General features: G+C 68.4%; 16 protein-coding genes and 1 pseudogene. 7 read left to right on the forward strand and 10 right to left on the reverse strand.

The window, feature by feature from the left end; all coding sequences use genetic code 11:
* Together ACFE87_RS19720 and ACFE87_RS19725 are read left to right on the forward strand one after the other, a co-directional pair.
* A pseudogene (locus ACFE87_RS19720) lies at window positions 1–920 on the forward strand (vitamin B12-dependent ribonucleotide reductase); the annotation flags it as partial.
* A gap of 31 nt (window positions 921–951) precedes the next feature.
* A complete protein-coding gene (locus tag ACFE87_RS19725; RefSeq protein WP_375461365.1) occupies window positions 952–1866 on the forward strand; it encodes a hypothetical protein in 915 nt (304 codons plus the stop codon).
* A 391-nt stretch (window positions 1867–2257) separates the two neighbouring features.
* On the opposite strand, the gene ACFE87_RS19730 is transcribed toward ACFE87_RS19725, so the two are convergent.
* The 7 genes from ACFE87_RS19730 to ACFE87_RS19760 all read right to left on the reverse strand — a co-directional run bounded on the left by ACFE87_RS19730 (window position 2258) and on the right by ACFE87_RS19760 (window position 6966).
* Window positions 2258–2575, reverse strand: a complete 318-nt coding sequence (locus tag ACFE87_RS19730) for a GIY-YIG nuclease family protein (protein ID WP_375461366.1) — start codon at window positions 2573–2575, stop codon at window positions 2258–2260.
* Between the two features lie 522 nt (window positions 2576–3097).
* On the reverse strand, window positions 3098–3565 hold the full coding sequence (locus tag ACFE87_RS19735; protein ID WP_375461367.1) for a hypothetical protein: 468 nt from the start codon (window positions 3563–3565) through the stop codon (window positions 3098–3100).
* On the reverse strand, window positions 3565–4146 hold the full coding sequence (locus ACFE87_RS19740) for a hypothetical protein (protein WP_375461368.1): 582 nt from the start codon (window positions 4144–4146) through the stop codon (window positions 3565–3567). The genes ACFE87_RS19735 and ACFE87_RS19740 overlap by 1 nt, the downstream gene beginning before the upstream one ends.
* A gap of 177 nt (window positions 4147–4323) precedes the next feature.
* Window positions 4324–5250, reverse strand: a complete 927-nt coding sequence (locus ACFE87_RS19745; protein WP_375461369.1) for a metallophosphoesterase — start codon at window positions 5248–5250, stop codon at window positions 4324–4326.
* A 152-nt stretch (window positions 5251–5402) separates the two neighbouring features.
* A complete protein-coding gene (locus tag ACFE87_RS19750) occupies window positions 5403–5807 on the reverse strand; it encodes a host attachment family protein (RefSeq protein WP_375461370.1) in 405 nt (134 codons plus the stop codon).
* 164 nt (window positions 5808–5971) lie between these two features.
* Window positions 5972–6490 carry a tetratricopeptide repeat protein gene (locus ACFE87_RS19755; RefSeq protein ID WP_375461371.1) on the reverse strand — a complete coding sequence of 173 codons (519 nt, stop codon included), beginning with the start codon at window positions 6488–6490 and terminating at the stop codon, window positions 5972–5974.
* A gap of 236 nt (window positions 6491–6726) precedes the next feature.
* Window positions 6727–6966, reverse strand: coding sequence for a hypothetical protein (locus tag ACFE87_RS19760; RefSeq protein ID WP_375461372.1), 240 nt, complete (start codon window positions 6964–6966; stop codon window positions 6727–6729).
* Between the two features lie 331 nt (window positions 6967–7297).
* Between ACFE87_RS19760 and ACFE87_RS19765 the strand changes: the two genes are divergently transcribed.
* From ACFE87_RS19765 to ACFE87_RS19785, 5 genes are all read left to right on the forward strand, one after another.
* Window positions 7298–7702 (forward strand): response regulator, encoded by a 405-nt coding sequence (locus ACFE87_RS19765; protein WP_375461373.1) that lies wholly within the window; start codon window positions 7298–7300, stop codon window positions 7700–7702.
* Window positions 7703–7807: 105 nt separating this feature from the next.
* Window positions 7808–8737 carry a polyprenyl synthetase family protein gene (locus ACFE87_RS19770; protein WP_375461374.1) on the forward strand — a complete coding sequence of 310 codons (930 nt, stop codon included), beginning with the start codon at window positions 7808–7810 and terminating at the stop codon, window positions 8735–8737.
* A gap of 45 nt (window positions 8738–8782) precedes the next feature.
* Window positions 8783–9283 (forward strand): sterol desaturase family protein, encoded by a 501-nt coding sequence (locus ACFE87_RS19775; RefSeq protein WP_375461375.1) that lies wholly within the window; start codon window positions 8783–8785, stop codon window positions 9281–9283.
* Window positions 9280–10074 carry a fatty acid desaturase gene (locus ACFE87_RS19780; protein WP_375461376.1) on the forward strand — a complete coding sequence of 265 codons (795 nt, stop codon included), beginning with the start codon at window positions 9280–9282 and terminating at the stop codon, window positions 10072–10074. Before ACFE87_RS19775 ends, ACFE87_RS19780 begins: the two co-directional genes overlap by 4 nt.
* A 174-nt stretch (window positions 10075–10248) precedes the next feature.
* Window positions 10249–10932 carry a class I SAM-dependent methyltransferase gene (locus tag ACFE87_RS19785; protein ID WP_375461377.1) on the forward strand — a complete coding sequence of 228 codons (684 nt, stop codon included), beginning with the start codon at window positions 10249–10251 and terminating at the stop codon, window positions 10930–10932.
* 45 nt (window positions 10933–10977) lie between these two features.
* On the opposite strand, the gene ACFE87_RS19790 is transcribed toward ACFE87_RS19785, so the two are convergent.
* From ACFE87_RS19790 to ACFE87_RS19800, 3 genes are read right to left on the reverse strand one after another with little or no spacing between them, the layout of a single operon-like run.
* Entirely contained in the window at window positions 10978–11913 is a 936-nt protein-coding gene (locus tag ACFE87_RS19790; RefSeq protein ID WP_375461378.1) for a phytoene/squalene synthase family protein, read from the reverse strand.
* Complete coding sequence (locus ACFE87_RS19795; protein ID WP_375461379.1) at window positions 11910–13451, reverse strand: phytoene desaturase; 1542 nt, start codon at window positions 13449–13451, stop codon at window positions 11910–11912. The genes ACFE87_RS19790 and ACFE87_RS19795 overlap by 4 nt, the downstream gene beginning before the upstream one ends.
* Window positions 13452–13480: 29 nt before the next feature.
* Complete coding sequence (locus tag ACFE87_RS19800) at window positions 13481–14827, reverse strand: glycosyltransferase (protein WP_375461380.1); 1347 nt, start codon at window positions 14825–14827, stop codon at window positions 13481–13483.
* Window positions 14828–14872: the final 45 nt, after the last annotated feature.

A 14872-nucleotide genomic window follows, 5' to 3' on the forward strand; every position in this document is an offset into this window, starting at 1 on the left:
CCGCCGCCCGCACGGCCCAGATCGCCGAGCGCATCGTCGAGCGGGTGATCGAGCGGGTGGAGCGGGTCGAGATCGAGGTACGCAAGCGCGAGCGCATGCCGGACCGCCGCACCGGCTACATCCAGAAGGCGGTGGTCGGCGGCCACAAGGTCTACATCCACACCGGCGAATACCGCGACGGGCGCCTCGGCGAGATCTTCATCGACATGCACAAGGAGGGCGCGGCCTTCCGGGCGATGATGAACAATTTCGCCATCGCGATCTCGCTCGGCCTGCAATACGGCGTGCCGCTCGAGGAATATGTCGAGGCCTTCACCTTCACGCGCTTCGAACCCGCGGGTTTCGTCTCCGGCAACGAGCGCATCAAGAACGCGACCTCGATCCTCGACTACGTCTTCCGCGAACTCGCCGTCTCCTATCTCGGCCGCACCGACCTCGCCCATGTGAACCCTGAGGAGATCGGCCACGACGTGCTCGGCTCGGGCGAAAGCGAGGGCCGCGCCGATTCGATCGCCGGCGGCGGCTCGGGGGACGGATCGCGCGAGACCGCGCCGATGGCCGCCCCCTCCCCGGTCTCGTCCGGCTTCGTCCGCGGCAAGACCGACCGCTTCACCGTCCTCGACGGCGGCCGCGGCACGAGCACCGGCGGCTACGCCACCCTGGGCGCGACCGCGCTCAAGGCCGAACCCGAGGCGCCGGTCGACCCGAGCACGGGCCAACTCGGCTTGCTCACTGTGGCCGAGGCCCCGCCGGCCTCCCGCGCCTCAGCCGCCCAGGCCACGGCCGCCGACCGGCGGAGCGAGGCGCGGATGAAGGGCTACGAGGGAGAGTCGTGCCCCGAGTGCCAGAACTTCACGCTGGTCCGGAATGGGACGTGTTTGAAGTGCGACACGTGTGGGTCGACGACGGGGTGTAGTTAGATATCCAGACGTTTTCTGAAAACCGAAAGCGATGACCTACTTGACTACCGATCAGAATCTAGCAATCGCGCTAACCCTAGTCGGCATCTTCTTCGGGTGGCTGTTTACATTTATATACTTTCGGAAGGCACAGCCCGTTCGCGGCCTGTGCTACGCGAGCACGAAGCGCCGTTTTCTGTCGTACTCTTATGAGAGGACAGAGCGATTCAGAATCACGTTTGACGGGCAAGACGTATTCGAGCCGATATCGGAGTCAGCCTACATTTGGAATTTCGGCACTGAAACGATAAACAACTCGGATATCTCCGCAAGTGACCCGCTCAGATATGGTTCCGAACGTGCGATCATACTGACGGCATCATTATCTCAGCAGAGTCGTCCATCCATTAGTGCCTCGGTTACGCTCAGCGCAGATCACCACTACGCGATTATCGATTTTGATTTTTTAGACAATGATGACGGAATTGTACTGGATCTAACATACGACCGAGCCGATAGACGCGGCCATGAACCCTACCCCCTTCTTGTCGGCTCCATCAAAGGCATAAAGGGCGGCCCTCGCCCCACGGAACTGACATTTGCGAGGAACGGCAATTTCGGCAGGGTTATTCTTGCGCCAGCCGGCCTCGCTACGGCGGCTGCGGTTGTTGCTCTGATCGGCTATGACGTATACGCGACGGGTATTTGGTCGATCCTGTCGATGGCGAAAATCGTTGCTGCGACGGCGCTTGGCGTGATTACCCTCATATCTACCGGCGTTTGGCTTATAAGCTTCGAATCGAGCGGCAGTTTTGTGCTTCCGGACGGTCTTCGCCCTTTGAGAAACATGGGAAGCGACTTCGGTCAGAAAGTTTCTGGCGGAATGGATTCGGACACACAAATACAGCAAATAGAGGCAGACAATCCGCACGCAGAGGGGCGGGCCGCTGGCGCCGGCCCTGCCTAGCAAGATCGATCAGAGCTGCTCGTTCTGCTTGCTTCCAGACGCTGCCTCTCGCCCGGTGGATCGCAACGGCCGTCTGGCATCACCGCAGGCGTCATGCTGAGGAGCGCTTGGCGGCGGAGCCGGCGGGCGCGTCTCGAAGCACGGACCACGTTTCCGCAGCGCTCTACAAAGATAGGCTCAGCCGGCGTGCGTGCTTCGAGTCGCGGGCCTTTGGCCGGCCCCTCAGCATGACGCCGTTGGGTGGAGTCGTGTCTGGGCCGGAGTCGAAGCCCACCGGGTCCGACCGAACTTCCACCACCGGCGTCATGCTGAGGAGGGCCGCGAAGCGGTCCGTCTCGAAGCACTCACCACCATTGTGCGTCCTTCGAGACGCGAGGCGGAGGCTCGCTCCTCAGGATGACGCGGTGGGTGGATCACCCTCGTCAGCGCAACGGGCCCGCGACCCAAGCCGGCTGATCCGCGCCCAATCCCCCGCGATCAGCGCCTCCTTCTTCACACGCGACCAGCCCTTGATGCGCCGCTCGGCCGCGATCGCGTCGCCGACGTCCTGGAACTCCTCCGCCCGAACCAGCTCGACCGGACGCCGCGTGGCCGTATAGCCGGGACGCTCGCCGGCCTGATGCTCGCCGATTCGCGTGTCGAGATCGGTGGTGCAGCCGGCATAGTACGATCCGTCGGCGCAGCGGAGCAGGTAGGCCCAGGATGGCATGGCGTGCGTGCTTCGAGACGCGGGCCTCCGGCCCGCTCCTCAGCATGACGCCGTCAACCGTCTCCGCCGAGGCCTGCTTCACCTCGATCCACCACCGGCGTCCTGCTGAGAAGGGCCGCGAAGCGATCCCGTCTCGAAGCACGCCCTACCGTGTACGTCCTTCAAGACGCGAGCCGGAGGCTCGCTCCTCAGGATGGCGCAGTGAGTGGGTCGACGTCATCAGCGCGTTGGGTCCGCGAAACGAGCCGGCCGATCCGCTTCCCGTTGCCCGCAATGGGCAATGAACGGGTACGACAAACCTGAGATTGCTCGCGGCGCACACCAGCCGGGCACACCCTCTCCCGAGTGGGAGAGGGTCGAGCGCCGGAGGCGCCGGGGTGAGGGTCGGACCCTGGAAGCACATCCGCGACGTCCTGCCCTCACCCGGCTCGGGCTGCCGCCCGAGTCCGCCCTCTCCCACCCGGGAGAGGGGTCCTGGCGGAGGCCGTCTGCGTCCTTCGAGGCCGAGCTTCGCCCGGCACCTCAGGATGAAGAGCCGGGTGGAACGGGCGTCGGGTTGCGGGCGATCCGCTTCGGCCCCGGCCCTTCCGCGTGCATCGCTCCGGCCTCTTCCAGCCAGAGCAGCGCCTGCTCCAGCCTGCCGAGGTCGCGGCCGTCGCGGGCCGGCAGAGTGGCGAGGAGGACTTCCGCGCGCCGCAGGAGGCGCCAGGGTCGCGTGCGGGTCTCGAAGCGCTGCATGGCCCGAAAGCTGTCGCTGCGCGCGTCCGGCGGCTGGCCGATCCCGCGCGGCCGCATCCAGCCGCCGGCCCGCGCCCAGCGGCACACGGTCATGTGCGAGACACCGATCCGGGCGCCGATCTGCTTCTGGGTGAGCCGCGTGGTCTCGACCAGCTCGCGGGCCTGCGCCACCACGTCGTCGCCGTAGGGCTGCCCCTGCCCGCCGATCGGACGGACGGAGAACCGGACCAGCCCCTCGCCCCAGGTCATCATCAACCCTCCTCGTACTGACGTGGCCGAAGCAGGCGGCGCTCGACCCCCGCGGCTGACGGGTGCGTCCTTCGAGGCCGAGCTTCGCTCGGCACCTCAGGATGAGGAGCGTGGGTGTCTCCGGGAGCGGGGCGCCGTCCGGGAGCATTCGACCATTGCCGCGGTGGGCGGGCGGCGCGTTGCGCGGCGACGATGATTGCGACCGCGCGCGAGAGAGCGGCTTGGTCGACCGGCTCCTCGTCAGCCAGTCGCGCCGCCTCGGCGAAGGCGAGCGCTTCGAGGTCTCGCAGCGCCTCGCGCCAGCGCCGGGTGAATCCGGCGCGCTCGATCCCGACCTTGCGGGTCGAGACCGAGGCATCGGGCGGCTGCCGCCAGCCCCGCCGCACCTTCCAGCCGTGGACGGTCGCGACCGCGATTCCGACCCGCTCGGCGATTGCGGCCTCCGGCCAGGTCGTGCCCTCGATCAGTTCTCGCACGCGCTCGACGACATCCGGGACGTAGCGCCGCCAATTCTTGCCGCGGCGAAAATGCGCTCGCGCCGGAGGCACGTAGCCGGGCGGCAGCGGGGGAACTCGATGAGGCATACTAGGAATATAAGCTGGACTTCGGCTGGCGCAACCCAGCCTCTCCAGCATGATGCTATCGGGCCGAACCATGCCCGCCCTCCGGCCCCTCACCCATGACCGGCGTCATGCTCGAGGCGGGCTGCGCAGCAGCCCGCCTCGAAGCTCCACCCCGCGAGCAAGCCCGCAGAAAAAACCCTACGCCCGCGCCCGGATGGTGAGCGTCCGGTTCTCCTCGCGGCCGCGGCCCAGGATCTCGATCCGGTCCGGGTGGATCTCGACGACCGAATAGGCGGTGGTGGTCGGCGTATCGACCATGCCCCTGAAGTTGAGGAAGTGTCGCCCGCCGATCTCGCCGTAATTGCCGGCGTGGTTGTGGCCGCAGAAGAAGGCCACGAAATTGTCGTAGCTCGTCAGGAGGTCGACCAGCTTGGGAGAGTCCCACAGGTTGTGGATGTTGGCCGGATAGACCGGGTAGTGGCTCAGCACGATGACGTTCTCGCGGGCCGCCCTCGCCCTCTCGAGCGTCTCCGTCAGCCACGCATATTGGGCATCGCCGAGCGAGCCGTTCCAGCTCTGCGCGTTCGGCGCGCCTGCCGCCTTCAGGGCGGCGAGGCGCTCGGCCGCGAGCTCGCGGCGCGGGTCGCCGACGGGCGGCGCGAAGGTGGTGACGTCGTTGCCGTCGATGACGACGAAGCGCCAGCCGCCGACCGGCACGTCGTAATAGGTGTTCGGCATGCCGACGGTGCGGACGACGGATCGCAGGAACTCACGCCCGACCTCGTAATCGTGGTTGCCGAGCAGGAAGAGCTTTGGGTGTTTCAGCGTGTCGTAGAGCGGCAGGATGTGGCCAAAACTTTCCCAATGCCGGTCGATGATGTCGCCGAGCGTGGCGACGAAGCGGAGATCGTGCCCGTTCAGGTCCGCGATCGCCTCCTGCATCTTCCAGAGGCTGTTGGCGTAATAGCGCTTGGTGGCGAGGTTCGGCGGAACCGGCGCATATTGCGGATCGGCGATGATGCCGAAGCGGAAGGGCCCGTCCTGCGCGGCAACGGGCAAGGCGCCGGTCGACGCCGCGAGCGCGCCCGCGAGGGAAGCCTGGAGGGTGGTGCGGCGGGTGAGCATGGTTTCGGCTCCGGAAGACCGCCGCCTTGTCGTCGCCGGGCATATCATCCGTGTGACGGATGGGGCGCCGGGACAGAGGTCGGCTTTGCCCCTTCGGCAGGGCGGCGATCAGCCTGCGCCATCCCCGCCCCGCCTGGCCGCGTGGACGCTGCCTACGCAGCCGCGATCGTCTTCTCGATGTCCTTCACGGAATGGCCCGTGAGGTCCTTGGCGATCTCGCCGGCGAGCACGTCCGACAGCTTGGCGTGGTAGTGCTTGCGCAGCTCGCCGAGGGTCCGGGGGGCGGCGATGATCACGAGATCCTTGATCTTGCCGGCCAGCACCTGGCGGTTCAGCACGGCGGCGGTTCCGGCCGCAAAGCTGTCCTCCTCCATCTGGCCGCCGTCCGGATTGGCGGAGCTGCTGTGGTGGCGTGTCCCCGAGCTCTTGTTGTCGTTGTCGACATCCGGGCTGGCGAGCGCGGTCAGCTTCGGATTGGCCTCGTCGCCCGTGTTGCGGAACAGGTTGAACTTCTCTCCGTCGGCGACGGCGACCGTCGCGCCTTTGGCAAGCTGCATGCGAATTCTCCGAAGGGGTCATCTGTCGAGGATCGACGGACCGAACGGGCGGCGGCGCGCCGTCCCGTTATGCGAAGCCAACGCCCGAGGAGCGGTTTCGATACCGAACGCGAACCCTCTCCCGATCGATCCGACCTCGAGACCTACCCGCCGCCGTGTTCAGCTCAACGGCCGGCGATCGCGGCGAGCCTCTGCCGCGCCATCTCCTGGCCGCCGCGACCGTTGGCGTATTTCGGCGGTCGCATGATCGCCTCGGTGTAATCGGCGCGGGCGAGCGCCCAGGCGCTCGAGCGCTCGTGAAGCAGGCCGCGGTTGACGTAGCCGCCGGTATAGCCCGGATGGACCCGCAGGGCCTCGGCGTAATCCGCGATCGCGCCCGTGAGATCGCCCTTGTCCCGCCGCGTATTGGCGCGGTTGTTAAAGGCGAAGGGGTCGGTCGGGTTGAGCCGGATGGCGTCCGTGTAGTCGGCTAGGGCGCCATCCAGATCACCGGCGCGCTTGCGCTCGACGCCGCGATTCGTGTGCAGCTTGGCGAGATCGATGCCGGAAAACCGTTCCGAGGCGATCGCCCGGTCGCAGGCGGCGATCGCCGCCGGGCCCGTCGTGTCGCCGCATGCGCTGCGGTCGTCGGCCGAGGCCGGCAGAGACAGGGCGAGGGCGAGCAGGATGGCGGGAAGGCGCAAGGGTCGTCCGTGCATCGTCGGCGCTCGGTCGTCCAGGCGACACCTGGATCGCAACTTCGCCGAAAGCGAGGCACGCGCCCACGACGGATGACGCCTGGAAAGGACACAGAAGGGCCGGCTCCGGGGTGCTTACGGGGCCCGAAACCGAGGCCGTTTCCGTCGGCCGAAGAAGGTCCGCCCCGGATCGAAGCCGGGGCGGAGAAGCGTCGCGTCGTATGCTGGGACGCGAGGCTGGATCAATCCTCGTCGGCGTCGAGGGCGCGGCGTTGGACACGCTGGCTAAACTGGAGCCGTTCACGCTCCATCTCCTGGCGGCGCTCCAGCTGCTCCATGCGGTAGTCCAGGATCTCGTCGGCCGAGAGGCCGGCCGGAAGTGGCGCGGCGTAGACGACGGTCCGGAGCGGCCGGGCTTCGGCGGCGCCGGTCGCAGCCCCGATCGCGGCGGCGGCGGCGAATGCGAGCAACATCGTTCTCATTCGAGCTCTCCCTTGGTTGAGCATCCCGACAACGCCGAAGCTTGGCCGACGGTTCGGTGCAGGCCGACGCGAGGGCTTCGGCGAGGATCGTCGGGCTGCCCGGACGGACCTCGCGCTTCCACGGCGGCTGGCCGACCCGGTCCGGCACGCATCTCGCGTCCGCTTCTGTGTCCGGTTGAACACGTCCTCGCGCGCCACCCCAAGGATGCAGAGATTTTTAACGCTCCGTTAGCGTTTGACGGGTCAAGTCAACGCATCGTTTACCAGCCGGAACAGGCGAGGTCACCGATCGAGCGATCTTCGTAAGACGTCAAGACATTGAGGTGATGCCGTGGCCAGGACACTGACTGTTCTTCTCGTCGCAAGCGATGGCCTGACGCGCCAGATCACGGCGAATGGCCTCAACATGTATGGCTATGAGCCGCTGCTGGCGAAGGACGGAGCCGAGGCCATGGCGGCCCTCTCCGGCGACCGCCGCATCGACATCCTGGTCGTGGACGCCGATATCGGCGGGGAGGTTTCGGGCCTCGCGGTCGCGAAGGCCGCCCGCGTTGTCAATCCCCGCATGGACGTGATCTACACCTCGCGCATGCCGTTCCGGATTCCGGAGGCCGGCAAGGTCAAGGGCGCGCCCTCGATCCGGACCCCCTACCAGCCTCAGCAGATCGTCGGCATGATCTCCGAGCTCCGCCATCGCGGCAGCGGTTCGGACGAGATGAACCGGCGGGTCGCCTGACAGCCGGTCAGTCGCATCGTTCACGATTCTGCGGGAAGCCTTGCCAGGAGCCGGGCCGGGGCGTCACCCTGACGGCATGACAGATATCTCCAGGCCCAGCCTCCGATGATGGCGAACGCGGCCGTCCTGGAAGCGCCGGCCGGAGCCCCCCGGGCGCGTTCGCGACTCTCCCAGCTTCGCAGCGCCGTCGAGCGCCGCCTGCACGACCTCGCCCCGCCCGAACACCGCGGCAACGCCCTCAGCGAGGCGGTCCGCTACGCGCTGCTGGCGCCGGGGAAGCGGATCCGGCCTCTCCTCGTCCTCCTCGCCTGCGACGAGCTCGGCCGACACGATCTGTCGGCGCTCGATGCGGCTTGCGCCCTCGAGATGGTGCACGCGGCCTCGCTCGTCCTCGACGATCTGCCGTCCATGGACGATGCCGCCACCCGGCGAGGCCGGCCCTCGACCCACATCCGCTTCGGCCAGGATGTCGCGATCCTGGCATCGGTCTCGCTCCTGGCCTCTGCCTTCGGTACGGTCGCGACCTCTGCGGCGCTGGACAGCGCGGCCCGGGCCCGGGTCAGCGCGATCCTGGCCATGGCGATCGGAACCGAGGGTCTCGCCGGCGGGCAATATGCCGATCTCCGCATTCCGACCCGAACCCGGCCCGTGGACCATGTCAGCCAGGCGAACCAGCGCAAGACCGCCGCCCTCTTCGTCGCCGCCGTCGAGATGGCGGAGGCGACCCAGCCGGCATCGGGACATGGCGGCGAGGCGCTGCGCGGCTTCGGGGCCCATCTCGGCCAGGCGTTCCAGATCCTGGACGACCTCGAGGACGGCGAGGCATCCCTCGACGCTCCGGCGGAGGATGCCGGCCGAACGACCCTCGTCGGCCTCCTCGGCAGGGCCGAAGCCGGTGAGCGATTGAGGACCCACCTCGAGCGGGCGCTGGACGGGCTCAACCCGGACGGTGACCTCGCATCCTTCGTCGCCGGAATCTTCGCGGGTGGGTTCGACCGGCCGCGCGCGGCGTCGGCGACCGTCGCCAGGGCGTGACATCCCGGGTTCCGATCACCACCTCGTGGCAGGAACGGAGTGGCCATGTCGGTTCTCGTCAACATCGTGGTCGTAGTCGGGACCGTCGTGGCCATGGAGGGCGTGGCCCTGCTCACCCATAAATACCTGATGCACGGGCCGGGCTGGGGCTGGCATCGCTCCCATCACGAACCGCACGAGGGCGTGTTCGAGAAGAACGATCTCTACGCGGTCGTGTTCGGCGCCTTCGCCTTCGCGCTCTTCCTCTACGCCTCTCAAACCTTCGGCTGGCTCTATTGGGTCGCGGTCGGGATGAGCGTCTACGGCCTCCTCTATTTCGTGGTCCATGACGGCCTCGTGCACCAGCGCTGGCCCTTCCGCCACGTGCCCAAGAACCCGTATCTGAAGCGCCTCGTTCAGGCGCACCGCCTGCATCATGCCGTCGAGGGGCGTGAAGGCTGCGTGTCCTTCGGTTTCCTCTACGCTCCGCCCGTGCGCCGGCTGCGAGAGAGGCTTCGCCACGGCCGCGGCGCGCGGCCCGACACCGGACGCGAGGTCCAGGGATGAGCCGGATCGCGTCGATGCCCGTCCGGGGCGGGGGCTCACTTAGCCAGATGGCGATCGGCCTTTCGCTGGCGGCCCTCGTCATCCTGGCTTGGCTCGCCACGCATCTCTACGGCGTCTTCTTGCACCGCTGGACGGCGGAAGGCTGGCTCGTGGCACCCTTCCTCGTCGCGCTGCAATGCTGGCTGAATGTCGGCCTGTTCATCATCGCGCACGACGCGATGCACGGCTCGCTGGCGCCGTTCCGGCCGCGCCTGAACCGGGCCGTCGGGCGGCTGTGCCTCGCCCTCTACGCTGGATTCTCCTTCGACCGGCTGATCACGAAGCATTTCGCCCATCATCGGCATTCGGGAACGGAAGACGACCCGGACTTCCACGCCGACGAGCCGCGCGGATTCTGGCGCTGGTACGTGGCCTTCTTCCGGCGCTATTTCAGCTGGCGGGAATTCGCGATCCTCTCAGGCCTGATCCTGGCCTATGTGGTCGTACTCGGGGCCTCGCCCGTGAACATGGCCGTGTTCTGGGGCGTGCCGGCGATCCTGTCCTCGGCGCAGCTCTTCTATTTCGGCACCTACCTGCCTCACCGGCACGAGGACGAGCCGTTCGGGGACACGCACCGGGCGCGGTCGAACGAATATTCCTGGCTCGCCTCGCTCCTCAGCTGCTTTCATTTCGGCTACCACCACGAGCACCACGAACACCCGAACGTTCCATGGTGGCGGCTTCCCTCGGTCCGGTCACGGCCGAGCGTCGCGGGTGAGGGCGCCGATGTCGGGAGCCGCTCTCAGGCATGAGCTTCCTCTCGCGCCGTCGGTACGAGCGTAGATGCTTCACGTCCGGCTCTCCTGAGACCAGCAACGCGCATCCCTCTCAGGCATGACGATGCGTGGGCCGACCGCGAGGCCTGCACAGTCTCTGCCCTCCGCGAAGTCGAATGCGTCGATCGAACCAGCAGACATTGGAGCCCTATGAGCGAGCTTCTCGACCCATTCTCCGACCCGCAGGCTGCTGCGCGCTACGCCGAAAACCCGCCACGTTTCGTGCCCGGCTTTGCCGATCTGCATCGCATGACCACCATCCTGTTGGCGGAGCGGGCCGCACAGGATGCTCGTATTCTCGTGGTCGGGGCTGGCGGTGGCCTGGAGCTCAAGGCTTTTGCCGAGGCCCATCCGGGCTGGACATTCGACGGCGTCGACCCTGCGGCCGAGATGCTGATCCAGGCACAGCGGACGCTCGGCCCCCTGGCGTCTCGGGTGCGTCTTCACCGCGGCTATGTCGACGATGCTCCCGATGGTCCCTTCGATGCCGCCACCTGTCTGCTGACCCTGCATTTTCTGCCAGCGGAAGAGCGGCTGCGCACGGAGGCCGAGATCCGACGCCGTCTCAAGCCGGGCGCGCCCTTCGTGGCCGCCCATGCCAGCTTTCCACAAGGCGGCGGGGAGCGCGGGCTTTGGCTCGACCGCTACGCAGCCTTTGCGGCAGCCTCGGGCGTCGATCCGGACCTGGCCCGGAATGCACGCTCTGCCGTCGACGCTCGTCTCAACCTGCTCAGCCCCGAGACGGACGAGGCGCTCCTCCGCGAAGCGGGCTTCTCGGATGTCAGCCTGTTCTATGCCGCTTTCACCTGGCGCGGCTGGGTGGCCTACGCGTAGCCGGATCGAAACAGTCCGGCCGCGTCGTCACCCAAGCGAGCGGCTTCAGGCCTGGCGAGGGCGCCGGTAGAGCCGGGCGCGCGAGGTTTGCTCATCCCGGCTGAACCGGCCGAGCACGGCCGGGCCGGCGGCCGCGACGTGGCCGAGCTTCGCCAGCCCGGACGTGGAGACCCGCCGGTCCCAGGCGCGGGGACCGAGTCGGGTGATCTCGGTCCCGATCGCACGGTAGATGCGGCTCGCGGCACCGACGGCCCAGGCCGCACGGGGTGGCAGATGCCTGATCCCGACAGCGGCGGAGGCGTAATAGGGCTCGGCCTCCGCGACGAGGCGCGACGCCAGCCCGGCGAGCGCTTCCCGGTTGCGCGGGTCCGCCACGTCCCCTGGCGGAATGCCTGCCTCGGCGAGCCAAGCCGAAGGCAGATAGACCCGGCCAGCCCCCGCATCGTCGACGATGTCGCGCGCGATGTTGGTCAGCTGGAAGGCGATGCCGAGGTCCGAGGCCCGATCGAGAATGGCCGGCTCGCGCACCCCCATGATCTCGGCCATCATCACGCCGACGATCCCGGCGACGTGGTAGGCATAGTCGAGCATGTCGGCGAGCGTCTCGTAGCGCCGGCCCTCGACGTCCATCCGGAACCCGGCAAGATGCTGAAGCGGCTGCCATTCGGGGATCGCGTGGCGGCGAACGACCTCCTGCAGGGCCGCGAAGGCAGGCTCGTCCGTCGGCTTGCCCGCGAGCGCGGCCCGCGTCGCCGCCTCGAGCCGGTCGAGCCTCACCGAGGCCTTGTCAGCGCCCTGCCCCGCATGGCGGAACCCGAGCTGCTGGTCGTCGATGACGTCGTCGCAATGGCGGCACCAGGCGTAGAGCATCACGGCGCTCTCCCGCATGCGCGGGTCGAACAGCCGCGATGCCGCCGCGAAGCTTTTCGATCCCGTGCGGATCGACTCGGAGGCCGCCGCCACCGTCGCCAGCGTGCTCACGGCGCGAGCCCGGCATCCGCCAGCATCAGCCCGGCGGTCGCCTTGGCCGAGCCGATCACGCCCGGCACGCCCGCGCCCGGATGAGTCCCGGCCCCCACGATGTAGAGGTTCGGGATCTCGCCATCCCGGTTATGCGGTCGGAACCAGGCCGATTGGGTCAGGATCGGCTCGAGCGAGAAGGCTGAGCCGACATGCGCGTTCAGCGTGTCGCGGAAATCCGTCGGTGAGAAGGTCCGGACCGTGACGAGATCCTCCCGGAGCCCCGGAATGCAGCGCTTTTCCAGATAGTCGAGGATGCGGTCCCGGTAGCGCGGCGCCTCCGTATCCCAGTCGATCGGGGCCGTGCCGAGATGCGGCACCGGGGCCAGCACGTAGAAGGAGCCGGCGCCCTCCGGGGCGAGCGACGGGTCGGTCGCGCAGGGCGAGTGCAGGTAGAGCGAGAAGTCGTCGGCCAGGGTCTCGCGCCGGAAGATCTCGTCGATGAGAGGACGGTAGCGCGGACCGAACAGCACGGTGTGGTGCTGAAGCTCCGGCCGGTGCCGCCGCAGGCCGAAATAGATCACGAAGAGCGACATCGAGAAGCGCTTCTTCGTCAGGCGCTTCGCCTCCGCGCGACCGCGGGCCTCGTCGCGGAGGAGATGGCCGTAGGTATGGACCACGTCGGCATTCGACGCGACGGCGTCGAATTCCTCCGACCAGCCGTCGCGGCAGGTCACGCGCTTGGCCCGGCCCGCCGCCACCTCGATCCGGTCCACCTCGCTATTGACCCGCACGGTGCCGCCGATCTCCTCGAAGAGCTGCACCATGCCGCGCACCAGCGCACCGGTGCCGCCGCGCGGAAACCAGACGCCCCAGCGCCGCTCCAGCGCATGGATCAGCGCGTAGATCGAGGACGTGTTGAACGGATTGCCGCCGACGAGCAGCGTGTGAAACGAAAACGCCTGCCGCAACTCCTCGTCGCGGATGAAGCGCGACACGATGGAATAGACGCTGCGCCAGGCCTGCAGCCTGGCGAGGGCCGGCCCGGCCCGGACCATGTCGCGGAAGTTCAGGAAGGGGACCGTGCCGAGCTTGAGGTAGCCCTCCTCGAAGACCTCGTTCGAGTAGCGCAGGAACTGTCGGTAGCCCTCCACGTCGGGCGGGCTCTTGGCCGCGATCTGCCGCTCCAGCTCGTCCTGGTCATTGACGTAGTCGAAGCCGTAACCGCTCTCCCATTCGAGCCGGTAGAACGGGCTCACCGGCAGGAGCTCGACATGGTCGGAGATCCGCCGCCCCGCCAGCTGCCACAGCTCCTCGAGAGCGGACGGGTCCGTGATGACGGTGGGGCCGGCATCGAACACGAAGCCCTGGTCCTCGTAGACATAGGCGCGCCCGCCGGGCTTGTCGCGCTTCTCGAGGAGCGTGACGTCGTATCCGCCGGCCTGGAGCCGGATCGCGAGCGCGAGACCGCCGAACCCGGCTCCGATGACGGCCGCGCGCGGGCGGCTCACGAGGGGGCCCGGGGAGGCCTGCGGACGGGGCACTCCGATGAAATGCATCTCAGGCTGAACACCATGTTACTTTCGGCTCACGCCGCCTTGTCGGATTGCGCGGGGCCGGCGCGCTCGTTCAGCCGCGCGGCCTTGAACCGGAGCGCGGCCTCCCGGGTCACGGACTGCCCTGTCGCGAGGATGGCGTCGAGGATATCGGCCGCATGCACCACGCCGCCGGCCTCGGCGATCTCGCGCCCGAGTCGGGACGCCGCGCCGCGGTAGCTCGGGATCGCCGTGACCGTCCGGATGGCGCGCGCGAGGCGGCGCGGCCCGAGGAACCGGCGCGAGACGGACAGCCCTGCCCCGGCCCGTTCCAACCGGGCCGCGATCGCACCTTGTTCGAAGGCGATCGGCAGGACGACGCACGGCACCCGGGCGGCCAGCGCGTCCATCACCGTGTTCAGTCCGCCATTCAGGATGGCGACATCGGCCTCGGCCAGCAATGCCGCCTGTGGCACGAAGGCGTGGACCGAGGGCGCCCCGGGCAGCCGGGCTGCGTCGCGCTCGCTCATCCGCCCGCCATGGGCGATGACGAGGCGGAACCCGGCCCGGTCCGCGGCCGCTGCGATGCGGCGGAACAGCGACGTCCGCCCGCCCTGGAGGGTGCCGAGCGAGGCATAAGCGAGCGGCCGGCGGTCACGAGGCGGCAGGCGGAAGCCGGGATCCGACCGGGAGGGGCCGGGATCGCGGAGAGGCCCGACGTGATGGAAGACGTCCGGCAGCTCGCGGCGGGGGAAATCGAAGCCGGCGACGGTCTGGCTCACCTGGGCCAGCGGCGACAGGCAGTCCGCGATCGTGCGGCGCGGACCGAGCTTCCAGCGATCGGCGTGATCCGAGATGACCCGCGCATGCGCCCGCATCAGGAGGTCGGCCACGCGATAGCCGCCCCCGTTGCGTTCGAGACCCCAGCGGCTCTCGTCGTAGCGCCACCCCGTGAAGGGTGGCGGCACGCCCGGCTCCCGGTTCAGCGGCAGCGCATTCGCCACGGTGACGAGCGGCAGGCCGAGATGGCCGGCGACCAGGAAGCCGGCCGCCTCCGTCCCGTCGCACACCACCATGTCGGCGCCGATCTCACGCAGAGCCGCGGGAAGATCGCGGCACAGCATCTCGGTCGCGGCCGCGACGTCGCGGATGATGCCGGGCAGGCCGAGGAAGCCGTCGACGGTCGCCATACGGTGGGTGACTTCGGCGAGCTTGCCGACGGGATGGCTCGCCGCGCCGACGGCCCGAAAGCCGATCCGCTCGTCGCCGACGAGGGCCGCGGCGTCCGGCATGTGCAGGAAGGTGGCCGCATGGCCGCGCCGCAGGCATTCCCGGGCGAGCGCCCGCATCGGGTCCATATGTCCCCGGAAAGGAGGGGCGATGAAGGCGAGATGGGCCAAGGCAGGTCCGTTGTTCGCCGGAACGCTAGAGCGGCAGGCCCCCTC

Source organism: uncultured Enterovirga sp., from assembly GCF_964242715.1.
Taxonomy (GTDB): Bacteria; Pseudomonadota; Alphaproteobacteria; order Rhizobiales; family Beijerinckiaceae; genus Enterovirga.